Genomic DNA, 25,255 nt, shown 5'->3' with positions numbered 1-25,255 from the left:
GCCGAAGAATTGCTTGAACGAGTGCGCGCTGGCACAGGCTTCCGGCACGGCTTAAACCTGTGATGCTGAAAAAAACAGCAAGGGCGGACCAGATAAATTTCCCTGTCAGTCGTAAAGCAGGTAAAATACGCGCACCAATTTTTCGGGTACTTGCGGTGGGGCACTACAGGCGGGTACACATTTACACTTCACTAAGCGAGTACCAAATAAATGTCTTATGATATCAGCAAGTTGCGCAATATCGCCATTATCGCGCACGTTGACCACGGTAAAACTACACTTGTTGACAAATTACTGCAACAGTCCGGCACCTTCGATGCCCGCGCGAAATTGCAGGAACGGATGATGGATTCAAACGCGCAGGAATCTGAGCGCGGCATTACCATCCTGGCGAAAAACACTTCAGTACGCTGGAATGGCTATCAGATCAACATCCTGGATACTCCAGGCCACGCCGACTTCGGTGGTGAAGTTGAACGTGTTCTGTCGATGGCAGACTCAGTGCTGTTATTAGTCGATGCGGTTGAAGGCCCAATGCCACAAACCCGCTTCGTGACACAAAAAGCTTTTGCGCACGGTTTAAAACCAATTGTTGTTGTGAACAAAATTGACCGCCCGGGCGCCCGTCCGGATTGGGTTATTGACCAGGTATTTGACCTGTTCGACAACTTAGGCGCCACTGACGAGCAATTAGATTTCCCAATCGTTTACGCATCAGCCATCAACGGCTGGGCGACTTTGGATTACAACGAGCCAAAAACTGACATCAACGACCTGTTTGCAGCTATCGTTGAGCACGTGGCACCACCACAAGTGGAACTGGATGGCGACACACAAATCCAGGTATCTCAGTTAGATTACTCCAGCTACCTCGGCATTATCGGTATCGGCCGCATCAAACGCGGTACTTTACGTGTGAACCAGCAAGTCACCGTATTAGGTGCTGACGGTTCGAAGCGTAACGGTAAAGTCGGTCAGGTCTTCACTTATTTAGGTCTGGAACGGATTGACACTCAGGAAGCAAACGCCGGTGACATCATTGCCTTCACCGGTTTAGGCGACCTGAAAATTTCTGACACTATCTGTGCCCCAACCACGCTGGAAGCCTTACCACCATTGCAAGTGGATGAGCCGACAGTGACCATGACTTTCCAGGTCAACACCTCACCGTTTGCCGGTAAAGAAGGTAAGTTCGTGACGTCACGTCAGATCCTGGAGCGCTTAAACCACGAACTGAAACACAACGTGGCACTGCGTGTTGAAGAAACTGAAGACGGCGACAAGTTCAAAGTGTCTGGCCGTGGTGAACTGCACTTAGGTGTTTTAATCGAAAACATGCGCCGTGAAGGTTTCGAACTGGCCGTATCTCGTCCTGAAGTCATCATGAAAGTGGTTGATGGCGAGAAAATGGAACCAATTGAAAACGTCACCATCGACGTGGAAGAGCAGCACCAGGGCTCTATCATGGAGAAAATGGGCGAGCGTAAAGCTGAAATGACCAACATGCAGCCAGACGGTAAAGGCCGGATCCGGATGGATTTCCAGATGCCAAGCCGCGGTCTGATTGGTTTCCGTACTGAATTTATGACGCTGACTTCAGGTACAGGCCTGATGTACAACAGCTTCGACCATTACGGCCCACATAAAGGCGGTAATATCGGTCTGCGCATGAACGGCGTGCTGATTTCTAATGCGATGGGTAAAGCCGCTGGTTATGCGATTTTCTCACTGCAGGAACGTGGCCGGATGTTTATCGGTCATGCCGACGAAGTGTATGAAGGTCAAATCATCGGTATTCACAGCCGTAGCAACGACCTGACAGTGAACTGCTTAAAAGGCAAACAACTGACGAACGTGCGTGCTTCAGGGACTGACGAAGCCATCAACTTAGTGCCGCCAATCCGCTATACGCTGGAACAGGCGCTGGAGTTTATCGATGACGACGAGCTGGTTGAAGTGACGCCACAGTCTATCCGGATCCGGAAACGTCACCTGACCGAAAACGACCGTAAACGCGCCAGCCGCGCTTAATACCGGTTGTTAGAATCCAAACCCGCGCTTGTCGCGGGTTTTGTTTATCTGCCGCCGGCTGTTTCAGCATATCAGGGACAAAGATCTGGCGGCGGTAATAAATGCTGTGTATCTTGCAGCACGGATGCCCAGAAGTTGAATGGAGTCATAGCGCCATGACGTCGCGCCGGTCATTTTATAAAAACAAAACCGTTCTGGTCGTGGACGACTCTGACCAAATCCGCAGTTATTTCAAAAGCATGCTGTTGCTTATCGGCTTCGATGACGTCACGCTGGCCCGTGATGCTGACATGGCTTTATCTTGTTGTCGGCGTATTCCCTTCGATTTTATTCTGTGTGATTTTCATCTGGGTACAGGCCGGGACGGCTATCAGCTGTTTGAGATCCTGCGTACTGAGCAACTATTAAAACCCGAGAGTTGTTTCCTGGTGGTCAGTGCAGAGCGCCAGCGCCAGGCCATTTATGGCATTATCGAATTCCAGCCGGATGATTATTTATTAAAACCTTTCAGTTATGCCGAACTCGAACGACGTATTACCCGCGCTTATCATATTAAACAGGCACTGAAACTGGCGTATCAGGCCATTCATCAGCACGACTTCGCCGATGCCGTATTGGCCTGTGACCATGTGGTGGACCACCGCAGCCAATATGCCATGCACGCAACCCGGCTGAAGGCGGAGCTGCTGGTCAGGCTGGAGCGTTTTGATGAAGCCGAACATCTGTATCAGTGGGCTTTAACAGTGCGGGACTTTGCCTGGGCGCGGTTGGGGCTCGCCGTCACCTATGGCTATCAGGGCCGCAGTAACGAGGCCGAAGCGCTGTTGCAGGAGTTGTCGGGGCAGGCGGAGACGCGGATTGAAGCGCTGGACTGGCTGACGCGGCTTTACATCAGCCAGCAAAATCCTTCTGCGGCTTTAACGGCCGTCGAGCAGGTGGCAAAATCCTCGCCACGTAATTACCTGCGTCAGCATGTGCTGGCGACGCTGGCAGTGATTGAAAACCGCAAGGATTTGTCGGTACAGGTGCATCAGCGGCTGCTCAATGCCGCGCGTTATTCAATGTACGATACCGCCGACAATATGCTGAATTTCGCCCGCGCTTTAATTGAGCAGGCGAAAGATCAGGACGCCAAGGCCCGCAAAGAAACGCTGCTGCGCTTAGACAGCTTTTTGATGACTATTAAAAAACGTTTTCATCCGGCGAGCTATGAACACGACCGGTTAGTGGTCGATGCCCGCATCGCGATGCTGGAAGGCCGGACCAAAGACGCCTTGCGGGTACTCGAGCATAGCGAACAGCTCAGTCTGGAAAGACATTTATCGCCAGCGGGCATGCTGGACCGTGCCCGGGCTTATTTTGAAGCAGGTAATCTGGCGATGTGTGACCACTATATGGCCGCTTTATCGGCGCTGACGCAGGACGACAATCTGTACTGCAGCGCTATTGGTCTGATGATGCAACATGAACAGAAAAAACATCAGGAATTGCGCCAGCAACTGATGGACCGCAATGCCGCCGGCATGCAGGCTTATGGCAGTGGCGATTTCTCGATGGCGATTGATTATTTCCGCACTGCTTTGGAATCGATGCCGGCCAACGTCAATATCGCGCTCAATCTGTTGCAAGCTTTGAGTATGCGCGACGAGCTGAACAGTGATTTAACCGCCCTGGCGCGCCATTGCATCAGCCTCATTGAAGCCGGTCAGCTGCCGGTCGATCAGCAAAAACGTTATCAGGTTTTACTGAGCCACCTGGACCTGTGATGCTGACTGGCGTTTCAGCCCCGCTTTGATTACACTGCGCCGGTTTTCCTGCAAAGAGAGCCTGCCATGTCTGTTAAAACCGCTTTGTCTGTCCGTTTGTTGCCCTGGTTTTTCACACCGTTTTTTTTACTGAGCTGCACTCCGGCCGATCCACTGCAACACTTCTCCGGCCCGGCGCAAGGTTCGACCTATAACATCACTTATTGGACAGAGGCTGATATCAAAGCCACTGATTTACAAAAACAAATCACAGCAGAATTGGACCGTATCGATGTGGTGATGTCCAATTACCGGCCCGATTCGGTCATCGAACAATTTAACAGCAATAAAGTCAGCACAGCCCAGCAAGTTGGTGCTGAGTTGGTCGCTTTGGTCGAAGATGCCCGTCAGGTCACTCAGGCCAGTCATGGTTGTTACGATTTAACCGTGAAGCCGCTGTTTGAACTCTGGGGTTTTAAGGCAGACAAATTTAACCAGCCAACGCCAGAGCAAATCGCTGAGACCATGCAGTTGGTTGGTATGGCCAAAATCAGCACCAGTAACGACAATATGAGCAAAGCCAATCCGGAAGCGCGGGTTGACGTGTCGTCGATAGCACAGGGTTACACGGTGCGACAGCTGGCGCTGTTGATGGAAAAGGCCGGGATCAACAATTATCTGGTGGAAGTTGGCGGCGAATTACAGGTGCGTGGTAAAAAGCCGGCCGGTCAGCCGTGGAAAGTTGCCATTGAAAAGCCGTTACCTGGTGATCAACGTCTGCAAAAAATCATCGAAGTCCAACAGGACGAACCGCTGGCTATTATGACCTCCGGCACCTACCGGCATTATTTTGATGCAAATGGTCAACGTTTCAGCCATGTGCTTGATGCCCGGCACGGCGCACCGGTGCGGCATAACACGGTGTCGACCACGGTGCTGATCGACAATGCCACCTTTGGTGATGCCTGGTCGACGGCGTTTTTGTGCCTCGGCAGTGCAGATGGGTTGAAGGTCGCGGATGCACTGGGGCTGAAAGTGCTGTTTATTGATCAGGACGGCGATAATCTGCAGGAAAAATCCAGTCAGGCGCTGGCACAAAGCAAAGCTGTAGTACTGCGCTAATTACTGCAATTGCCGTGAGCGGTCAGCTTTGTGATAGGCTGCTGCTTCCGGCACCGCAGACGGTGCCAGTTCAGGACAGGATGATGCCCGAATTTATTGTAAACAGCTGGCGTTTTTGCCGGCTTTATCTGCAACGTTGTCAGCATGACCAGATTGGTATGATCGGTGGTTATCTGGCTTATATCTCAATTTTGTCGCTGGTGCCGCTGGTCGCCGTGGCTTTTTCGGTACTCAACGCCTTTCCGATGTTTGCCGGCTTACGCGGCGAAATCGAAGCTTTTGTTTACGCCAATATTGTGCCCTCGCGTGGCGAAGAAATTCAGAGTTATATCAACGGCTTTGTTGAAAATATCGGCCAGATGACCACAGTTGGTGTGTTGTTTCTGGTGCTCGTCGCACTGATGCTCATCCACAACATTGACAAAACCCTGAACAAAATCTGGCGGGTGCAAAAACGGCCACGACTAGTGATCTCCTTGTCGATTTACTGGATGATCCTGACGCTTGGCCCCATTTTGCTCGGCAGTTCCATCGCGCTGACCTCTTATCTGGCGTCTTTAAGCCATCTGGCCGACGATTACACGCCGGGTTTGTCAAATTTCCTGCTGTCCTTTACACCTTATCTGATGTCGTTGCTGGCGTTTTTTATGCTGTATCAGTTGGTGCCGAATATTAAAGTGCGTTACGGCCATGCGGTGTGGGGCGCTTTGTTAGCCAGTATTCTGTTTGAAATGCTGAAAAATGGTTTTGCCTTGTATATCCAGCACTTCCCGTCTTATCAGGCGATTTATGGCGCCTTAGCGCTGGTGCCTATTCTGTTTGTCTGGATTTATTTATCCTGGTTGGTGGTGCTGATAGGCGCTGAGCTGACGGCATTATTGCAGGAACAACATTGCCGGGCTTTGCAACTGGCGCAGCATAAAGCGCAACGTGACAAACAACAGCACGCTGCTGTTTCTCCGGAGTCATCTGATGTACCGCACTGAACCTGTGGAAAGTTATTACACCGGCTGGCTGGACCGGCCGCATGGCCACCGGCTCTATCTGGAACAAAGCGGCAACCCGAATGGCATTCCGGTGCTGATGTGTCATGGCGGTCCTGGTGGCGGTAGCTCGCCGTTTCAGCGCACGCTGTTTGACCCGCAGCAATACCGGATAGTGTTGTTTGATCAGCGCGGTTGCGGCCAATCGACGCCTTTTGCCTGCATCAGCCACAACACCACGGCAGATCTGATTGCCGATATTGAATCGATTCGCCAGCTGCTTGGCATTGAGCAGTGGGTCGTGGCGGGTGGCAGCTGGGGCAGTACTTTGGCGCTGGCGTACGCGCAGCAGTATCCACAGCGTTGTCTGGGTCTTATCCTGCGCGGTATTTTCCTCGGCCGGCCGGAAGACATTGATTGGTTGTACCGGCCCGGTGGCGGCGCCAGTCAGTTGTTTCCGGATTATTATGCTGACTTTTTTGCCCCGGTCGCTGACCAAAAGGGCCTGGATATTCTGGTGGCTTACCAGCAACTGCTGCAGCATCAGGACGCAGCCATTCAGCTCCAGGCGGCAAGGGCGTGGAGCCTGTGGGAAGCGCGGGTTGCCACCTTACTGCCCAATACTGCGATGCGGGATGGCGCGCTGGAGCCGGAGTCGGCGTTGCCGCTGGCGCGCATCGAAAACCATTATTTTTTGCACCACTGCTTTTTGCGGCCCAATCAGCTGCTGGAAGATTTAGCCCTGGTCAAACATCTGCCTTGTTATATCGTGCATGGACGTTATGACAGCGTCTGCAAAATGGAAAATGCCTGGACCTTGCACCAAGCCTGGCCAGATTCAGTACTGACGATTGTCAGCAATGCCGGTCATTCCGCCAGTGAAACTGGCATCAGCCGGGCTTTGTACGAAGCATCGCTGCTGTTAGCCAGTCGTCTTGGAGATTCATGTTGATTGCTTTAATTCAGAGAGTCCGCCGCGCTGATGTCACGGTCTCAGAAAAAGTTGTTGGTGCTATAGGTCCTGGCATGTTGGTATTGCTTGGCGTGGAAGCCGGTGACAGCAGCGCCGAATTACACAAGCTGGCAGACAAAGTACTGAAATACCGCTTGTTCAGCGATACGGCCGGCAAAATGAATCTGAATCTGCAGCAATCAGGGGGCGAGATGTTAGTGGTGTCGCAGTTTACGCTGGCGGCAGATACCAATTCAGGCCTGCGCCCCAGTTTCACGCCGGCGGCGCGGCCTGAGCTGGCTGAACCGATGTATCTGCAGTTTGTCGACTATTGCCGGGCACAGGGCGTGACGGTCGCAACCGGTCAGTTTGCTGCCGACATGCAGGTCAGTCTGGTCAACGACGGCCCTGTCACTTTTTGGCTGCAAGTTCCGCCCGCATCGGCTTAAGCCAGAGGTTATCTGCATGAACTATCAGGTTATCATCCCGTCCACGGCCCAAGAATGGCAGGGGTATTATCAGCTGCGTTATCAGGTGCTGCGTCAGCCCTGGGGTCAGCCGCCCGGTTCCGAGCGCGACGAGCTGGAAGCCGACAGTGCGCACCGGATGGTGCTGGCTGCAGACGGCGCCGTGCTGGCGGTCGGGCGTATTCATCAGCTGGCCGATGGCTGGTGTCAGGTGCGTTATATGGCCGTCGCGGAAGCGGCGCGTGGCAAGGGGTTAGGTGCTTTAGTACTGAAGTCACTGGAGCTACAGGGGCTGGCGTGGGGTTGCCGGCAACTGACATTAAATGCCCGCGAAAATGCCTTTGGCTTTTATCAGAATCTTGGTTATCAGGCCGGTCGTCCGCTGGAACCTTTATATGGCATCGCCCATCAGCAAATGACCAAACGCCTGCGGCTGGATGGCACTGCGCCCGAGTGGCTGCAGTGGTGTGGCAGTTTGCAGCAGACCTGGCATCAGACTATTCCGTTGTCTGGTTTTATGCAGCTGACCGTAGACCAGTTTGATGGGCATTTATTGGCTTGCCGGGCACCGTTACCCCCAAACAAAAATCTGCATCACAGCATGTTTGCCGGCAGTATTTATAGTCTGCTGACCTTAACGGGCTGGGGATTGGTCTGGTTACAGCTACAGGCGCTAGGGCTGCACGGTGACATTGTGTTGGCGGATGCCGATATCCGTTATCTGGCGCCGGTGCGGCAAGACGCGCGGGCGGAAGTACTGCTTACTGAAGTGCGTGGTGATTTAGTCAATATACGGCATGGCCGCAAAGTCCGTCAGCAGTTAACAGTGCGTCTGGTCCACTCCGGCCAGGTGCTCGCTGAATTCCACGGTCGTTTTGCTGTTTTGCCGGTGCAACCGGCAGCTTCTGAGGCTTAATCATGGCTACAGTGCTGATTTTCGGCTGTGGCTGGTTAGGCAGTCAGCTTGGTATGGCATTGGCTGAGGCAGGACATCAGGTCTATGGCAGCCGGCGCAGCACACAAAGCCTGTTGACATTACCACCACAAATCCAACCGCTGTGTTGGGATGGCCAGAGCCGGTTTGACAGTTCTGTTCAGGCATTGTTGTCAGACAGCTGGGTGATTCTGGCGATGCCGCCGGCTGCACAACGTGATGGCGGCAGCGCTTACCTCGACAGTTTACAGCTGGTGCTGAGTCAAAGTAGCAGGGCAAAAGGGCTGATTCTCTGTTCTTCAACCGGTGTCTATGCCGGGCTGGCTGGTCACATTCATGAATCGGCTGCTCCAGGTCCTGAGCCGCGTGCGGCGATATTGTGGCAGGCAGAGCAGCTGGTGCAGCAGCATCCGGCACATTTTATTCTGCGGCTGGCTGGTTTAGTTGGCCCCGGCCGCCATCCGGCAGCCTTTACCCGGCGCGGTGTGATGGCTGGTCCTGAGCAACCGGTTAATCTGGTTCATAGTGCTGATATTTGCCGTTGGGTTTGTCAGCTCTTGGCGGCGTCAGGCCAAGGCTTTCCGCAAGTTGTTAATTTGTGCGCGCCTTTGATTGCTGCCAAAGCCGAATTTTATACCGCTGCCTGCGTCCGGGCTGCAGTCCCTGTGCCGGAGTTTGTGGCGGCTACTGAACCCGGTCGTACTGTCGATGCCAGCCTGAGCCAGCGCGATACCGGTTTTGTATATCTGCATCACGACATCAACAGCCTGTTGCTTTAAGGCCAGCACAAGCCGCGCAGACACAGCAATATCATAAATTTATCAAAGCTTGGTTGGCTTTTTCCAGACGGATGCCGGCAGCATAGCCATGATAGGAACATGGCTCAGGAATCTGCGATTGGATCTCAATAAATGGCTACTCGGATCAGGCTGTTGCACCGCGTTGAGCGTCGCAGCAGGTTTTATTTATCTCTACGGTAATCCTTCCGACTCGAACCTGATTAACCCACAATGGTATCAACAACCGCTGTTGCTGTTTTTCACCGGAATGTTGTTATTGGCATTAGTGCTGAATGTGCTGGCGGTGTTTGGTGTTGAATTTCGCCGCTCCCCGGTGCTGCCGTTGCAACCAGAGCCAACTGCGCAGCACAATTTTAACCGGTTGGCATTACAGTTTTTGCAGCAACAGTCGGCGCAGCGCCTGCAAGGTGCAGAAAATTACTATCTGAAGCCTGACTATGGCGTGCTGTATTACTTGCAGTCACCGGCTGATGGGCCGCTTGATATCATCCAGCTCCGGCAGATTTTCCAACAGATGCTTCGACATCAGTGCCACAGTGCGTTGGCGATAGTACCGGAGCGGATCGAAAGTCCGGCACAAATCTTTGCGTTGGAAGCCAACATCCGGGTGCTGGATACTCTACAACTACGGAACTGGTTAAAAGCCTGAAAATTTGCCGTGTTGGGAACAATATCAAAACTCCGTAAGGTTTTTTTGTCTCTATTTTGGCAATTTAATTGGGCGTATAACGCAGAGGGATCGCCACAAATACCCGGGATTGGGTAGAAACACCGCCTGCCTGGCTGGACTTGTTCCAGCCTTTTTTTTGCGCTGTCTTTTGTAAGTGGCTGCAGCCGAATGACCGCTATTTGTCAGGATAAAAGCTGCCGCGCAGAGCTCGGGATAGCACGGCAGCGCTAAGCCGGTGCTGTGGCGATATGTGCTGTGATGTTATGTCAGGGAAGCTGGGCGACAGACCCTGCACAACAGGGTCCGCCTATGGCAGTTAAATCTTAAAGGTACTGATCGCAGCGCTAAGCTGGCTGGCGTTGTCGCTGACGGCAGCACTGTGCTGCAAGGTTCTGTCGGCTTTTTCTGAACTCTGGTCAGACAGCTGCACCATATCCCCCATGTGGCCGGAAATCAGATCACCCAGCGCCAGTTGTTGTTGGGTGGCACTGGCAATCGCGGTACTGATTTGATGCATCTGACTAATCGCCTGATTGACCTGACCAAGCGACTGCACCAGATCTGCCGTGTGATTGACACAGTATTCGGCATCGGTTTTGCCTCGCGTAATGGCGCTGACGGCGGATGTACTTTCCTGCTGCAGGGTTTGGATCATCTGGCGGATCTCATCGACGGCGGCCTGGCTGCGAACTGCCAGTGAGCGGACTTCATCAGCAACCACAGCAAAGCCCCGGCCTTGTTCACCGGCGCGTGCTGCCTCGATGGCGGCATTGAGCGCCAGCAGGTTGGTTTGCTCGGCAATGCCGCGGATGGTTGCCAGAATGCTGCCGATATTATTCGATTGCTCGTTCACTTTGAGCATAATAGTCGCAGTGCTGGTCAACTGTTCGGCGAGGCCACTGATTAGCACGTTGTTCTCATTCGAAATTTTATCAATCTGCTGGCTTTGCCCCAGCGCATGCTGCATTTCCTGCACTGCAAGTTGGGCCTGCTGCGCAATCTGGTGCGTGTTGTCATTGAGCTGCAAGGTGGTTTGATTGACATCGTTGATTTGGTTTTGCTGGGTTTGCAAGGCGCGGTTGATCTCCTGCACCTCGTCTCTGGAACGTTCGGCATTGTGCTGCAATTCACCGGAGCTATTGGCAATACGGTGAATGAGCTGGCTTAACGCTTCAATCAGGCTGTTCACCTTCATCGACAAGGCGCCAAACTCATCTTCGTTTTCGATGGCGAGGCGCCGTGTCAGGTCGCCGGCGGCGACTTCGCCAAGCACTTTGTTGATGCCAGCCAGCGGTTTCAGCATGGCATTAATCGTCAGATAGGCCGCAGCACCAGCCAGCGCCACCAGTACCACCATAATGATGATAGTGCGGACCTGGCCAAAGGATAATGCCGAAGACACTTCGGCCTGCAGGCTGGTAAATTGCTGATCAGCAGCCTTGAGTAGCTGATCGAGCGCGGTGATTGCCTGAGCGATGGCCGTTTCGGATTGAGTTAATTCGGTCTGGGCTTGTTGTAATGCGGTCAGTTGCTGTTGTTTGAGCCGAACCAGACCGTTTTCTGCACTGATGCGCTGTTTGACACTGCTCAGTTGCTCATTAAAGGTTTGCCATAAGTCGGTGGCATCCACTTCATCCACCAGCTTGCTGATGTAATCCAGATTACCCTGCATATCACTGATAGCAAACTCCAGGTTTTGCTGGCTCTCTGTGGTCTGGCTCAGTTCGGTGTAAGCGCCGGTTTCTTTGACGGTCTGCATAAGCGTCAGTAACTGGCCGTCGACCCGACCGGCAGCGCCCGCCAGCAGTTCCAGCTGGGCTTTTTTGCCCGGAGTTTCCAGATAAGAGATATCCACCAGTGTGGCGCCGGCATCGTCAATCAACTGCACCAGTTGCTTGACTTCAGCGGCAGCGGTCTCGGCAGTTTTCAGTGTGGTGAGTTTTGCTGCAAACATCGCATTAACGGCATTCTGGTATTGTTCGAAATGCTGTTTGGCTTGCGTCAGCGGTTGATTCAGACTGGGTTCTGCTGCTGTCAGCGTACTGAGAGCCTTGATTTGTTGTTGGTATTGCTCACTGGCGCTGGCAAAGTCGGTCTGAAACTGGCTGATGGTTTTCGGCTGATCGGCCATAAAACCCAGCGCCGATAACTTGGCCAGTTTCAACAGCTGAATTTGCGCCTGATTACTTTGTTGTTGCACCGGCACGGCGATATCGTTCACCCGACTGCCCGAGTCGGACACCACCGCAAAGCTCCACAAAGAAGATAAGCTGGCAAACAGCAGCAGTAATGCAATAAAGCCAAAGCCGAGAATGACTTTGTGAGCCACGGTGAGTTTCATGTCTAGTCCTGTTGTCTCATTTGTCTTCTTCGTCTGGATTTGTTTTAGTATTGACGAAGTTCTTTTTTGTGCAAATTTGTGCAAAGAGATTCAGGAAATTAACAGAGATACATCAGCTGGTCCAGCCAGTCTCTGCGAAAAAATGCATTTAATAAAAACAGACATTTATCGCTGATCCTGTGGCTAATAAGCAACAAATGACGGACATGCTGCAGTTGGGCGCAGCAGGTTTTGTTGCGATGCTGATACTGTCATCCGGCCGGACTGATATTTAAATGACCGCCAAGCCGGTAGCGGCTGCCGGCAGAGGTTAAAAAGGCGAAACTGACGGCGCCGCCGCGGCTGAAGGTCCGTCTGGTCAGACGCAAACATGGTTCGTGCGGCGTGAGTTTCAGATGTTTGCAGGTGAACTCATCCGGCAATACCGCTTCAACAATGTGGTCAGCTTCAGTGAGTGGCGCCACCGCACTTAAATACTCATGTGGCGTCTGGTAACGAAAGTCTTGCTGCAGATAAAGCGGGACCATTTTCGGGTTGACGTAGCGGGCTTCCAGTTGCAGCGGGGTTTGATTGTCATAATGCACAATCAGTGAAAAAAACACCGGCTCGTTGCGGTTCAGGCCCAAAGCGCCGGCAACCAGCGCCGGACAGGGCAGGCTGGTCAGCTGGACTAACTGCGCACTGTGAAAATGCCCCCGCGCCTGAATTTCGTCAGCGATGTTGCGGATCTCTAAAAGCGCCGACTGTGATTTCGGCGATGCGACAAAACTGCCGACACCCTGAGTGCGGTACAACACCCCTTGTTCGGTCAGCTCCTGTAAGGCCCGCCGCGCCGTCATCCGGCTGACCGCAAACTGGTCACACAGTGCATGCTCAGACGGTACCCGGCTATGTTCCGGCCAGTTACCACTTTCAATCTGACTGAGAATAAACTCTTTAATCGCGACAAATTTCGGCGTGCCACTGTCGTTACTACGTTGCATCCGCTGTACCTGTGCTGGTCTGAGATGTGGCAATAAATAGCGGATCTCGATTGTCTATACAAGTGAATGCGGTAGAATTTGCCGGATGACAGTGCCAGCGTTTTGCCGCGCCGGCTTGCGGATTTCTCTGCTTATTCCTACAGGACAGCTGATATGCAGCATTTTGATGCGATTTGGTACAACGTCAATCTCGCGACCATGGACCCCAGCCGGGACGGGCCTTACGGCGCTGTTACCAATGCGGTGCTCGCCGTGAAAGGTGGTTTGATTGCCTTTTGTGGCCCCCGCGCTGAATTGCCGGTTTATGACGCGCTGGCGACACCGGCTTATGACGGCCAGGGCGGCTGGCTATTGCCGGGGTTGATCGATTGCCACACACATCTGGTGTATGCCGGCAGTCGCGCCAATGAATTTGAAATGCGTCTGAATGGCGCCACTTATCAGCAAATTGCTGAAAGCGGCGGCGGTATTCAGTCCACTGTGGCGGCGACGCGGGCAGCCTCGGCAGAAGAGTTATTTGTACTGGCGAAAGACCGTTTAAACAGCTTGCTCGCGCAGGGTGTGACCACAGTTGAGATTAAATCCGGTTATGGTTTAAGTCTGGAGTCAGAGCGCAAAATTCTGCAGGTGGCGCGTTTGTTAGCAGAGCATCACCCGGTCGGGATCCAAACTACTTTTCTTGGCGCCCATGCTTTACCGGCTGAATATCGCGGCGACAGTGAGGGTTATCTGGATCTGGTGGTCGAGACAATGTTGCCGCAGTTACAGCAGGAAGGCCTGATTGACGCTGTTGATGTATTTTGTGAAGGCATCGGTTTTTCGGTGGCACAAAGCCGACGTTTATTTAGCAAAGCCCAGGCGCTGGGCCTGCCAGTGAAGGCGCATGCCGAACAGTTGTCGAGCCTGGGTGGCGCCAGCCTGGTGGCTGAATTTGCTGGTTTATCGGCCGATCATATCGAATATCTGACCGAAGCCGATGTGCAGGCGATGGCGCAGGCCGGTACTGTGGCGGTATTGCTGCCCGGTGCTTATTATTTCCTGCGCGAAACCAAAATGCCGCCGATTGACCTGCTGCGGCAATATCAGGTGCCGATAGCGGTCTCGACAGATTTAAACCCCGGTACTTCGCCACTGTGTAATCTGCCGTTGATGCTGAATATGGCCTGCACTTTATTCCGCCTGACGCCGGCCGAAGCAGTGGCTGGTGTCACCCGCCATGCCGCGCAGGCGCTTGGCCTCAGTGACCGGGGCATGCTCAAAACCGGTTTACGCGCCGATCTGGCGCTGTTTCAAATTAGCCAGCCGGCTGAGCTCTGTTATCAGTTTGGCGTCAATCCGCTGAAACAGCTGGTGGTTGGCGGCCAGACGGTGCCGCTGGCGTCGGTGCGCTGATGCCCGTGTACTGGTCAATGTGTTGACCGCGGCGCGCTGACTTTACAACGAAACAAAAAAGCGTAAGCTCAGCGCATACGCACTCCTCAGGTACTGGATCTATGCGCTGGAGTTTTGTTGTTGTCGCGTCCTTGTGCGCTGTGCCCGCCGCCGCTGCGACTCAGGCCGATGCTTTGCCCTGGTGGGTCTTTGCTGCTTTCATCGGTTTGTCGCTGCTGTGTGTTTTTATCATCATCTTGTGGTGGCGTGCGCGCCGGCCTTCCCCTGTCGCAGCGGGTCATGAACCGCCCTTTCATTTATTGCATGACGACATCAGTGGCCTGCCGAATAAATGGCTGGCGAAGCAGGATTTTCGTACTTTTATCTCCAGCCGGCCTCAGGCGCAGCTGGCGCTGGTTTTGGTCAAAATCGACCAGTTTGAACGTGTCAACCAACTGCTTGGTTACAGCCACGCCAATCTGGTGCTGAGTCAAATCGCCCGGCGACTCAATCAGGCGGCTGCGGCACATCAGGGCATTCTGGCGCTCAGCAGTGCCGATGCTTATGTGGCGCACCTTGGCGGTGTCGATTTCCTGTTATTAGTTGACCAGCAGGGCAAGCAACATCAGGCCGGCTATTTGGCGCATCAGCTGGAACAACAAATTGCCGAACCGCTGCTGTTACGCGGTTGTGCTGTCGATTACCGGATTCTGGCCGGCATCAGTTTATACCCACAACATGGCCAGGATTTCTCAGAACTGGTGGAAAAAGCCCATCTGGCGCTGCAGCAACGCTTACTGAGCGGTGCAGATTCACCGGTTTATCAGAACGAAATGTCTGCGACCACACCAGACAGGCTGGCGATGATGGCACAGCTGCAGCAAGCCATCGCTTCGCAACAGTTGCAGTTAGATGTGCAGCCGCAAGTGTTGTTGCCGGACCGGCAAGTAGTCGCTGCCGAAGTGTTATTACGCTGGGCGCATCCGGAGCAAGGGTTGCTGGCACCGAAACAGTTTATTCCGCTGGCAGAACAGATGGGGCTGATGTTTCCGCTCACCTGCTGGGTGCTACAGCAGACCATCCAGATGCTGGCCACCTTGCAAAAAGAAGGCATTTTGCTGCAGCTCGCCGTCAATATCAGCAGCAGCGATTTATTGCAGATTGAACTGGCCGAACATATTCAGCAGTTGCTTACAAAGCATCAGGTCAAGCCCGGCCAGCTGATTCTGGAATTAAAAGAAGAAGCGCTGATGACAGAGCCGCAGGCCGTGCTGCCGATGCTGCAGCGGCTGCGGGCACTTGGCCTGGTGCTGGTGTTGGACGATTTTGGCACCGGGTATACTTCGCTTGGCATGCTGCGTGAATTTCCGCTGCAACAGGTCAAAATTGATGCGCAGTTTATCAGTGGTATGCATAAGTCGGATGCACAGGTCGCTATTACCGGTGCCATTATTGATCTGGCAAAAAATCTGCGGCTGGATGTGGTGGCGGAAGGGGTCGAAGAGCAGCCAACAGCAGAAAAACTGGCACGGATGGGCTGCATCCGTGCACAGGGCTTTTTATTCAGCCAGCCGTTTGCGCTGGCCGGATTACCGGCCTGGATGCGGCAACATCAGTTTAATCAGAACGGCGGCTGACTTTTTGACCGGGCCATGCCCTAGTGATGGGCAGCTCTGGCCTGAATAAAAGCCAGTACCAGCGCGGCCAGCACTTGGCCTGCTTCATTCATGCCTGCTTTCAGCCCGGCCGGATGTTGCGCCGGAGCAGCTTCCGCCAGATGCAGGTAACGAACCCGCGCTAACTGCGCCAGTTGCCAGACATAAAACTCAGCATCCGCCACAGTCACGCCACAATTGGTATAGGCGCTGACTGGCATGCCGCTGATACTGTCGGTATCCAGTTCAATCCCCAGCGGGATGCTCTCATCGGCACCAACAAAATCAATAGCTTGCTGAATCGCCTGTGCCAACGTCAGCTGACGGCGTTGCCAAATGCGCTGATAACTGCAATAGCCGGCACCGGCCGCCGTCAATTGTTGCAAAGCGGTGGCGGAATTTTTCAGTTCGTGTAAACCCAGCACAAAATACTTCCGCAACCAGCCGGCCTTCGCGGCATAACTAAAGCCATTGCCGCTGTGCCGGCCTTCCAGCAGACGGAAATCGCAGTGCGGGTCAAGATTAATGGCATCAGCGGCCTGGCCGGCGTGATTGGCCAGTGCCTGCAAAATCGGCAGGGCATTGTTATGGCCGCCGCCGATGACAATGGGGGTCAGACCGGCATCAAAGATGGCCCGCACGACGTGATACACCCGCAGATCCAGTTCGCTGCAGAGTTGACGCAGTTGTGTCAGCTGGTCCGGATCTGCGGCATCCAGCAGTGCGGCGCGTTGTTGCAGGTCGTCGCAGGCAATAGTGCCGGCCAGCAGCAGTTCGCCAGAAGCAGCAAACTGGTTATCTTGTAAGTTGATAAATCGGCTTAAAAAGGCATTAAAACCGAGGTCTGCACCGCCATTACCCAGATTGGCCCGCGGGCCTATATCCTCCGGAATACCGAACAGAGCAAAACGGCTACCATGCTGCACAGCCGCTGCCAGCGCATCTTCCAGCGTTAACAGCGGATTCAGATAACGCAGTGCGGCACCGAGCCGCACTTCACCGGGGCGATGTTGCTGCCAGGCGGCTAAGTCAGCGCTCTGCAGCCGTTGTAGCCAGTTACTCAATGTCCAGTGGCTCCGCTGACAGGATAATACCGGTACTGTCGGCGTAGATATGATCTTCCGGCAGGAAAGTCACACCGGCGAAATTGACCGGTACGTCGGTTTCGCCAAAACCCTGATCATCGGCGCGCACCGGAATGGCGTTGACCGCCTGAATGCCCAAATCAAAATCTTCCAGCGTGTCGACATCGCGCACGCTGCCGTAACAAATAATGCCTTCCCAGCCATTTTCTGACGCCAGTGCGGCCAGCTCCGCATCAATCAGTGCACGGCGTGCCGAGCCGCCGCCGTCAATCAGCAGCACTTTGCCAACGCCGGGTTCTGCCAGCATCTGCCGGACCAGACCGTTATCTTCAAAACATTTAATAGTATGGATCACACCGCCAAAGGAACGGCGGCCGCCATAATTGGCAAAAATCGGTTCAACCACATCAATCATGTCGGCATACAGATCACATAATTCAGAAGTATTGTATTGCATGGTAATTCCCGCCTTTGGATCAATTGGTTAGGGGACAGTATAACCCTATTGTCTTCAAGCTCAAGCCTGACAGAAGCGCCGAATTATGCCGGTAACAGCAGTGCAAAACCATTTCAGCTGTGTTAGTTTTTGCTTACATATCTCGTCTCTGGTCTGTCCCCTTGAGCCTTGAACTGACACTGGCCCGCATTTCGCTGTTCCTGATCCAGGCTGGTTTATCCTGCGCGCTGAGTTTTATCCTGTGGTATTTCTTCCGGATTTATCAGCGGCATTATCTGAAATCCTGGTCCGTGGCCTTTGGCTGTTATGCCACTTATTTACTATTACTGGCCAGTCATGTGGCATTAAATCCGGCGACAGGACCGGTGTATGGCGTGTTGGTAAGTCTGGAATTTGGTTATCTGTTTGCCAGTTATGCCTTTGCCATTTATGTGCTGGTTGGTGTGCGCGAAGCTATCAGTTCAGAACGGATCTCCAGCCGGCTGGTTAATCAGTTATTGCTGCTGGTGGCGGCTTTGGCGGCGGTTTCCGTCGCCTTGTTTGTGTTTCAGGACGGGCCTTCGCTGTGGAAAACCGTGGTTCAGCTCAATCTGCGTTTGTTATTTGTTGGTGCTGCGCTGGCGGTTTCCGGCGTTTGGCTGTTTGGTCTGCCGCATCGGATTTTCATCGGCAAACTGGTGGCGATTTCGATTCTGTTGTGGGGCATCTTGCTGATAGTACTCGCTTTATTGTCAGGCTGGCTCGGTGAGGGGCAGTTGTTTTTGCGGGTATTACTGGTTGGCAAACATCTGGAATTGTTTTTCCAGACCCTGTTGGGGTTAGGGCTGGTGGTCTGGTTACAGGACGACGAACGCAGTACCAACCAACAACTGACCGCCAAAACCCGCTATCTGGATTCCCACGACCAGTTAACCGGCGCGCTGAACCGGGACGCTTTATTGCAGCAGCTGTCTGGTTTGATTCAACAACCGGCGCAACAACCTTTGCTGTTGGTGATGTTAGGGCTGGACCGCTTTAAAACGGTCAATGAAACCGTTGGCCTGAAACAGGGTGACCGTATTCTGCGTGAGGTCACCCGTCGTTTCGAAACTAGTATTCTGAAACCTTGTTTGGTCGCGCGCACCGGCGGCGATATTTTTGCGCTGGTGTTGCAGGACATTCTGACCGATAAGCAGCGGCAGTTCTGTTTGCACCATGTAGAGCAACTGATTGAAAAACCTTTTAATTTTGACTCCGGTTTATTAAAACTGACTGCGACTATCGGTGTGGCGCAATTTCCGGATCACGCTGCCAGTGCCGAATCCTTGCTGCAAAAAGCCAATATTGCCTTTCACCAGGCCAAGCGGCAGCAACAACGCTGGATCCAATACCATCAGGGTATGGAAGAGGAAACTGCCCGGTTACTGCTATTGGAAAAAGAGCTGTTACTGGCGCTGGAACAAAAACAGTTTGTGTTGTATTACCAGCCGCAATGGAATATCCGCGAGCAACGGATTGATGGTTTTGAAGCCTTAGTGCGTTGGCATCATCCGGAGCGGGGTATTGTGATGCCGGGTCAGTTTTTGCCGCAAATGGAGCAAATAGGCCTGATGCGCGAGCTGGATATGCAGCTGCTGGAACAGGCGGTTGAAACGCTGGGACGCTGGCGCAAACAGCAGGTGTTGTTGTCGGTTGCCGTTAATATGTCGCCGATCCACTTTGAACAGGCCGGTCTGAAACAACGGATCCAGCAATTGCTACAGCAATATGAAGTGCCGCCGACCATGCTGGAACTGGAAATCACTGAAAACACCGCGATGGGGGATATGGAGCAAGGCCGCAACTTCGTCACCGAACTGCAGCAAATGGGCATTCGCGTGTCGATCGACGACTTTGGTACCGGTTATTCATCATTGGGTTATTTACGCCGCATGCCGATTGATAAAATTAAAATCGACCGCAGTTTTATCATCGATATGGCCGGCAGCGATTCCGACATGATGATAGTCAAAACCATGATCACGTTGGCGCATGGCCTGGGCAAACGGATTTTGGCCGAAGGTGTGGAAGATGCCAATCAACTGTTGCTGCTACGCCACATGGCCTGCGATGCAGCCCAGGGTTATCTGATTGCCAAGCCTTTGCCGGAGGCCGATGCGCTGGCATTGTTACAACAGAAACTATCGTTCTGACGTTGTCATGCCGTTGTCATCATGGCTGATTAGGCTGGTCACAGCATACCGATGTGACCGGAGAGCGCTATGCACCGACAACGCTGGATTGAATTGGATCAACGCTGTTTTGCGCGGTTGTTTTTAGGCTTGGGACAAGGCCGCTTACGACGGTTAAGTTATTGGATCTCAAAAACAGCCGATGGCCCTCTGTATGCGTTGTTCGCGGCTGGCCTGTACTGGCGCGGCACGCATGCTGATCTGCAATTCGTCACTTTGCTGGCTTTGGCTTTTGCCATCGAATTGCCAGCTTATCTGCTGTTAAAAAACCTGTTCCGCCGGGCGCGGCCAGCGGTGGCTATGGCCGGACAATTTCAGGCGCATATCGAACCTTCAGATCGCTTCAGTTTACCGTCCGGTCATACTGCCGGCGCTTTTGTCATGGTCAGCTGTATCGCGGTGATGGCGACGGTCTGGCTGCCTTTGGTGCTGCTGTGGGGCTGCCTGGTCGGTTTGTCGCGTGTGCTGTTGGGTGTGCATTTCCCCGGCGACATTTTGGCTGGTATGTTGCTGGGGGCGAGTAGTGTGGCGCTGGCAATGCTAAGTCTCAGTTAAGCAATAAAATTTATCTGTGTTTTCCTGCGCCGCAGATTTTCTTACCTATGCTTAACCGGATACGCGGTTCAGCAGGAGGGTGGGAATGTTACGTAATCTGTCGATTAAAAACCGGTTAATGGTCAACAGTCTGGTGGTCGGAGCGGCCATGCTGGTGATGTTGTTGCTGTTAATTTTCCAAAATATGCAATTTACCGCGCTGGCGGCAATCAATGTGGAAATTGCCGCGTTGGAGCGCGACGTTCTGGTGCTGCGCCGGCATGAAAAAGATTTTCTGATGCGCAAAGACATCGCCTATCAGGACAAATTCAACAAAACCATGCAGGAGCTGAATCAGGGGCTGAATTTGCTGGAGCGTGATTTGGCAGCCCATGACATTGATACCAGCTCATTAAAAATTTTCCGCCAGCAAACCGCTTTATATCAGCAAAAATTTGAGTCATTAGTGAAAACAGCCGAGCAGGTGGGGTTAGATCCACAATCCGGTCTGTATGGCGCGCTGCGCGCCGCTGCGCATCAGCTCGAAGGCGAATTCAAACAAGTGAATAACGACACGCTGCTGGTTAGTTTGCTGCAACTGCGCCGCGCCGAGAAAGATTTTATGCTGCGCGCTGACCTGAAGTATCTCGATAGTTTTAATGCTGAATTCAGCCGGTTTAAATCCCTGTTAGCCGGGCAAAATGCCAGCACTGCTTTACAAAACGCAGCTGACAGCTATGCCGAAGCCTATCGCAATCTGGTAGCGGGCAGTCAGACCATGGGCCTGAAACATGACGAGGGCATTATGGGTGAGATGCGTAAAGCGGTACACGAAACCGAAACCAGTTTGCAGGCGATGACGGACAAAGCTAACACGGCGCTGGAAAAAGCTTCTGCGGCGGCCAAGTATCTGGCGTTCACGCTGTTTTTTATCGTGTTAGCGGTGGTGGTGGTACTGGTGCTGCTGACGTCCCGCAGTATTTTGCAGCCAATCCAGAATGTCTGCCGCACTATTGGTGTGATCCGTAAAGACAATGATTTCCGCCAGCGTGTCACTGTCGAAGGCCGCGACGAAATGACGCTGCTGGCACAGGACTTCAACGCGATGTTGTCTGACTTTCAGGATCTGGTGCGCAGTGTGAATCAGGCGCTGGAAATGTTAGATACCGCGACTGCTGAACTGGCGCAGTCAACCGCTGAAACCAGTCGGGGTATGGCGCAGCAACAGATGGAAAGCGACATGGTGGCAACGGCGGTTACTGAAATGGGTGCGACCATTGAAGAAATTGCCGGCAATACCGAAAACACTGCCAATAAAGCTGACGCCACCAATCAGAATGCGGCGGCAGGCATGAAAGAAGTGGAACAAACGGTCAGCCGCATCCGTGCTTTGTCCGACGAATTGCAGCAGGCGGCTACTGTAGTTGCGGAGCTGGAACAGGACAGCAGCACTATTGGCTCTGTGATTGATGTCATTCGCGGCATCGCCGAACAAACCAACTTACTGGCGTTAAACGCGGCCATTGAGGCTGCGCGGGCCGGTGAACAGGGCCGCGGTTTTGCTGTGGTGGCCGATGAAGTGCGCAGCCTCGCCCAGCGCACTGCGGAATCCACCCGGCAAATTGAACAAATTATTTCCGGTTTACAGGGCCGCACCCGCGCTATTGTTGGTTCGATGCAACAATGCCGCGAACGCGGGCAAAGTGGTGCGGAGCAGGCCGGTATGGCCAGTCGTCTGCTCAGCGCCATCACCGGCGACGTAACCCATATTATGGAAATGACCACACAAATTGCGACGGCAGTGGAAGAGCAAAGCCATGTGGCGGCGGAAGTGAATAAAAACGTCATCCGTATTCGGGATATTTCCGAGCAATCGCTGAAAATCGCTGAACATAACGCCCAAATCAGTGAGGAAGTTGCAGCGCAGGCGGCGCGGTTACATCAGACGGTTGACCGGTTTAAAGCATAAGCGGAAAGCGACACAGCGGCGTCAGACGCCGCTGTGAAAACGGATCTCGAGTTTCGCATCCCGCACTGCATTGGCGGCTTTTAGCCGCTGCAGATAGTCCTGCCACAGCGTGTCTTTTTGCTCGTGCAGCTGGCGTAAATAGCTCCAGCTGTACAAACCAGTGTTGTGCCCATCGTCAAATATAAGCTTCGCGGCATACTGACCGACCGGTAAAATCTGGCTGATCGCCACGTCGCGTTTGTTCGCCACCAGCACAGGCGTGCCATGCCCGCGCACTTCTGCCGATGGCGACATCACGCGTAAAAACTCGGCACTGAACTGTGCCAACACTGCGTCAGCAAACTGCACATCCAGCAGTTTTTGCTTGCGGTGATAATGCAGTTTGCTGACCTGATGCATAACGAGTCCTTATCAAGGGCTGAATTACAGAATAAACCGGCTTAAGTCTTCGTCCTGTACCAACGCATCGAGATGGCCGTCGACATAAGGGGCGTCCACCACCACCTGCTGGCCCTGATGGTCGGCGGCATCAAACGACACTTCTTCCAGTAACCGTTCCATCACAGTGTACAGCCGGCGCGCGCCGATATTTTCGGTGCGTTCATTGACCTGCCAGGCCGCGTTGGCAATACGCTTGATGCCGTCTTCAGTAAACTTTAACTGCACACCTTCAGTCGCCAGCATCGCCACTGTTTGTTCGGTCAGCGAGGCTTTCGGTTCGGTCAGAATACGCTCGAAGTCCGCAGCTGTCAGCGGTTGCAGTTCGACCCGGATCGGCAGCCGGCCTTGTAATTCCGGCACTAAATCTGATGGTTTCGCCAGCTGGAAAGCGCCGGAGGCGATAAACAGAATATGGTCAGTTTTGACCATGCCGTGTTTGGTGTTGACGCTGCAGCCTTCGATTAATGGCAACAAATCGCGTTGTACGCCTTCGCGCGACACGTCAGGCCCGCTGCTTTCACCGCGTTTGCAGATTTTGTCGATTTCGTCGATGAAAACGATGCCGTTTTGCTCGACCGCTTCTAAAGCTTTGGCTTTGAGCTCTTCCGGATTCACCAGTTTGGCGGCTTCTTCATCCACCAGCTGTTTAAACGCATCTTTGATTTTCAGTTTGCGCTTTTTGGTTTTTTCCTGGCCCAGGTTCTGGAACATCGACTGCAGCTGCTGCGTCATTTCTTCCATACCCGGCGGCGCCATAATCTCGACGCCAAGTGGCCCGGCCGATAAATCCAGTTCAATTTCTTTGTCGTCCAGCTGGCCTTCGCGCAGTTTTTTCCGGAAGATCTGCCGGGTGTTGGAGTCACTGTCGCTATTCTCGACTTCGCCCCAGTTATTGCGGGCGCGCGGTAGCAACACATCCAGAATCCGTTCTTCGGCGGCTTCTTCAGCGCGGAAACGATTACGCGCCACTTCCTGCTCGCGGATCATTTTCACGGCGCTGTCAGTCAGGTCACGAATGATGCTGTCGACTTCTTTACCGACATAACCGACTTCAGTGAACTTGGTTGCTTCGACTTTAATAAAAGGCGCATTGGCCAGTTTGGCCAGCCGGCGGGCGATTTCGGTTTTACCCACACCAGTCGGGCCAATCATCAGGATATTTTTTGGCGTCACTTCCTGGCGCAAGGCCGGGTCCAACTGCATCCGGCGCCAGCGGTTACGCAGCGCGATAGCCACAGCGCGTTTGGCGCCTTGTTGGCCAATGATATGACGGTCCAGCTCGTGGACGATTTCGCGGGGAGTCATTTCCGACATAACAGGGCCTTATTTTAATTCTTCAATCGTATGATGATGATTGGTGTAAATGCAGATATCACCGGCAATGGTCAGGGCTTTTTCCACGATAGCGCTGGCGGGTAATTCGGTGTTATTTAACAGCGCCGTGGCCGCGGCCTGAGCAAAAGGCCCGCCGGAGCCGATGGCGATCAGGTCCTGCTCCGGTTGGATCACGTCGCCGTTACCGGTAATGATCAAGGAGCAGTTGGCGTCGGCGACGGCTAATAATGCTTCGAGCTTGCGCAGCATCCGGTCGGTGCGCCAGTCTTTGGCAAGTTCCACCGCGGCGCGCATCAGATGGCCCTGGTGCAGCTCCAGCTTGGCTTCAAAGCGTTCAAATAAAGTAAAAGCATCAGCAGTGCCACCGGCAAAACCGGCCAGCACTTTACCGTGATACAGGCGGCGGACTTTTTTCGCGTTGCCTTTCATCACAGTGTTGCCCAGGGTCACCTGGCCGTCACCGCCCAGTGCAACTTCACCGTTGCGGCGTACAGAAACAATAGTGGTCATGAGTTCAGTTCTAAGAGGACGAATACGGCAGATATGGGGAGCCGGGCTGCTGATTTCAAGCGTGCGGCCCGGCGGGAAGCGCTAGATCACCCAGCAGTTGGCGATTTTTTGGTTCAACAGTTTGTTTTTGTCGTTTTGCGCCTGACGTTTGCTGACATAAGGCCCTGACACCACCCGGTATTTACCGGACGACTGACGGATCTCCGAACTGACGCCGGCAAAGGCCATTTTAGCCTTTAACTGCTGCGCGCCCTCAAGAGCTTTAAAGGTTCCGCAATACATATTGGCCGGCGCCTTGGCGGCCAGTTGTTCGGCTTCAACCTGAATTTCTTTGGTTTGCAGCTCTTTGATGTAGGTGTAAGGCTCTTTCGCCGGTTTTGGCGGCAATTCGTCTTTCACTATGGTTTCTGTGACTACTGCTTTGGCTTCCGCTGCGGCAGCTTCGGCACCGGGTCTGTGTGAGATGTGCCATAAAAAAGCGCCGAAAGCCAAGGTCAACATACTGACCACACTAATCAGCAGTATTGGTAAAGGCTTCTTTTCATTTGGTTTTTTCTTTGGACGCGGTGCTGGCCGGGCCGTTTTTACATAATCTTGATGAGGCATGCCAAATTCTTGCGGCGACAGATATGGCCTGATTGTACTGGATTTGACAGTAAA

General features: G+C 53.4%; 22 protein-coding genes. 14 read left to right on the top strand and 8 right to left on the bottom strand.

The genetic code is table 11. From position 1 onward, the window contains the following. Window positions 1-210: 210 nt before the first annotated feature. From typA to ABNT34_RS02840, 9 genes are all read left to right on the top strand, one after another. The gene (gene typA, locus ABNT34_RS02880; RefSeq protein WP_348728650.1) at window positions 211-2,031 is read left to right on the top strand and encodes a translational GTPase TypA; all 1,821 of its coding nucleotides are present in this window, start codon (window positions 211-213) and stop codon (window positions 2,029-2,031) included. Between the two features lie 155 nt (window positions 2,032-2,186). Then, window positions 2,187-3,797: a response regulator gene (locus tag ABNT34_RS02875; RefSeq protein WP_348728649.1), complete on the top strand. Its 1,611-nt coding sequence runs from the start codon at window positions 2,187-2,189 to the stop codon at window positions 3,795-3,797. A 66-nt stretch (window positions 3,798-3,863) separates the two neighbouring features. After that, window positions 3,864-4,898 carry an FAD:protein FMN transferase gene (locus ABNT34_RS02870; RefSeq protein WP_348728647.1) on the top strand — a complete coding sequence of 345 codons (1,035 nt, stop codon included), beginning with the start codon at window positions 3,864-3,866 and terminating at the stop codon, window positions 4,896-4,898. A gap of 83 nt (window positions 4,899-4,981) precedes the next feature. Then, window positions 4,982-5,884 (top strand): virulence factor BrkB family protein, encoded by a 903-nt coding sequence (locus ABNT34_RS02865; protein ID WP_348728645.1) that lies wholly within the window; start codon window positions 4,982-4,984, stop codon window positions 5,882-5,884. After that, window positions 5,871-6,833 carry a prolyl aminopeptidase gene (gene pip, locus ABNT34_RS02860; RefSeq protein WP_348728643.1) on the top strand — a complete coding sequence of 321 codons (963 nt, stop codon included), beginning with the start codon at window positions 5,871-5,873 and terminating at the stop codon, window positions 6,831-6,833. Before ABNT34_RS02865 ends, pip begins: the two co-directional genes overlap by 14 nt. Continuing rightward, window positions 6,830-7,282, top strand: a complete 453-nt coding sequence (gene dtd, locus ABNT34_RS02855) for a D-aminoacyl-tRNA deacylase (protein ID WP_348728717.1) — start codon at window positions 6,830-6,832, stop codon at window positions 7,280-7,282. Before pip ends, dtd begins: the two co-directional genes overlap by 4 nt. A gap of 16 nt (window positions 7,283-7,298) precedes the next feature. Next, window positions 7,299-8,216, top strand: coding sequence for a bifunctional GNAT family N-acetyltransferase/hotdog fold thioesterase (locus ABNT34_RS02850; protein ID WP_348728641.1), 918 nt, complete (start codon window positions 7,299-7,301; stop codon window positions 8,214-8,216). A 2-nt stretch (window positions 8,217-8,218) separates the two neighbouring features. After that, entirely contained in the window at window positions 8,219-9,013 is a 795-nt protein-coding gene (locus ABNT34_RS02845) for a hypothetical protein (protein ID WP_348728639.1), read from the top strand. A gap of 118 nt (window positions 9,014-9,131) precedes the next feature. Next, complete coding sequence (locus ABNT34_RS02840; RefSeq protein WP_348728637.1) at window positions 9,132-9,683, top strand: hypothetical protein; 552 nt, start codon at window positions 9,132-9,134, stop codon at window positions 9,681-9,683. A gap of 337 nt (window positions 9,684-10,020) precedes the next feature. On the opposite strand, the gene ABNT34_RS02835 is transcribed toward ABNT34_RS02840, so the two are convergent. After that, window positions 10,021-12,045, bottom strand: a complete 2,025-nt coding sequence (locus ABNT34_RS02835; protein WP_348728635.1) for a methyl-accepting chemotaxis protein — start codon at window positions 12,043-12,045, stop codon at window positions 10,021-10,023. A 251-nt stretch (window positions 12,046-12,296) separates the two neighbouring features. Continuing rightward, on the bottom strand, window positions 12,297-13,028 hold the full coding sequence (gene hutC / locus ABNT34_RS02830; RefSeq protein ID WP_348728633.1) for a histidine utilization repressor: 732 nt from the start codon (window positions 13,026-13,028) through the stop codon (window positions 12,297-12,299). Between the two features lie 153 nt (window positions 13,029-13,181). Here hutC and hutI point away from each other — a divergent pair, with 153 nt between their 5' ends. Then, entirely contained in the window at window positions 13,182-14,420 is a 1,239-nt protein-coding gene (gene hutI / locus ABNT34_RS02825) for an imidazolonepropionase (protein ID WP_348728631.1), read from the top strand. A 101-nt stretch (window positions 14,421-14,521) separates the two neighbouring features. Beyond that, window positions 14,522-16,036: a bifunctional diguanylate cyclase/phosphodiesterase gene (locus ABNT34_RS02820; protein ID WP_348728629.1), complete on the top strand. Its 1,515-nt coding sequence runs from the start codon at window positions 14,522-14,524 to the stop codon at window positions 16,034-16,036. 20 nt (window positions 16,037-16,056) lie between these two features. On the opposite strand, the gene ABNT34_RS02815 is transcribed toward ABNT34_RS02820, so the two are convergent. Together ABNT34_RS02815 and rraA are read right to left on the bottom strand one after the other, a co-directional pair. Beyond that, a complete protein-coding gene (locus ABNT34_RS02815) occupies window positions 16,057-17,118 on the bottom strand; it encodes a formimidoylglutamase (protein ID WP_348728627.1) in 1,062 nt (353 codons plus the stop codon). Then, complete coding sequence (gene rraA, locus ABNT34_RS02810; RefSeq protein WP_348728625.1) at window positions 17,111-17,596, bottom strand: RraA family protein; 486 nt, start codon at window positions 17,594-17,596, stop codon at window positions 17,111-17,113. Before rraA ends, ABNT34_RS02815 begins: the two co-directional genes overlap by 8 nt. A 161-nt stretch (window positions 17,597-17,757) precedes the next feature. Between rraA and ABNT34_RS02805 the strand changes: the two genes are divergently transcribed. The 3 genes from ABNT34_RS02805 (at window position 17,758) to ABNT34_RS02795 (ending at window position 22,309) form a co-directional block, all read left to right on the top strand. Beyond that, window positions 17,758-19,767: a bifunctional diguanylate cyclase/phosphodiesterase gene (locus ABNT34_RS02805; RefSeq protein WP_348728623.1), complete on the top strand. Its 2,010-nt coding sequence runs from the start codon at window positions 17,758-17,760 to the stop codon at window positions 19,765-19,767. 69 nt (window positions 19,768-19,836) lie between these two features. Next, complete coding sequence (locus ABNT34_RS02800; RefSeq protein WP_348728622.1) at window positions 19,837-20,361, top strand: phosphatase PAP2 family protein; 525 nt, start codon at window positions 19,837-19,839, stop codon at window positions 20,359-20,361. Window positions 20,362-20,446: 85 nt separating this feature from the next. Further along, entirely contained in the window at window positions 20,447-22,309 is a 1,863-nt protein-coding gene (locus ABNT34_RS02795; protein ID WP_348728620.1) for a HAMP domain-containing methyl-accepting chemotaxis protein, read from the top strand. A gap of 21 nt (window positions 22,310-22,330) precedes the next feature. Here ABNT34_RS02795 and ABNT34_RS02790 read toward each other — a convergent pair whose 3' ends face one another. The 4 genes from ABNT34_RS02790 to ABNT34_RS02775 form a co-directional block, all read right to left on the bottom strand. Next, window positions 22,331-22,708: a DUF971 domain-containing protein gene (locus tag ABNT34_RS02790; RefSeq protein ID WP_348728618.1), complete on the bottom strand. Its 378-nt coding sequence runs from the start codon at window positions 22,706-22,708 to the stop codon at window positions 22,331-22,333. Window positions 22,709-22,732: 24 nt separating this feature from the next. After that, a complete protein-coding gene (gene hslU / locus ABNT34_RS02785) occupies window positions 22,733-24,064 on the bottom strand; it encodes an HslU--HslV peptidase ATPase subunit (RefSeq protein WP_348728616.1) in 1,332 nt (443 codons plus the stop codon). A 9-nt stretch (window positions 24,065-24,073) separates the two neighbouring features. Then, on the bottom strand, window positions 24,074-24,595 hold the full coding sequence (hslV, locus tag ABNT34_RS02780) for an ATP-dependent protease subunit HslV (RefSeq protein WP_031567167.1): 522 nt from the start codon (window positions 24,593-24,595) through the stop codon (window positions 24,074-24,076). 81 nt (window positions 24,596-24,676) lie between these two features. Further along, window positions 24,677-25,201, bottom strand: a complete 525-nt coding sequence (locus tag ABNT34_RS02775) for an SPOR domain-containing protein (RefSeq protein WP_348728614.1) — start codon at window positions 25,199-25,201, stop codon at window positions 24,677-24,679. Window positions 25,202-25,255: the final 54 nt, after the last annotated feature.

The sequence above is a fragment of the Rheinheimera texasensis genome (assembly GCF_964031785.1).
Classification (GTDB): domain Bacteria; phylum Pseudomonadota; class Gammaproteobacteria; order Enterobacterales; family Alteromonadaceae; genus Pararheinheimera; species Pararheinheimera texasensis_A.
This window is presented reverse-complemented; position numbering and strand designations above follow the sequence as displayed.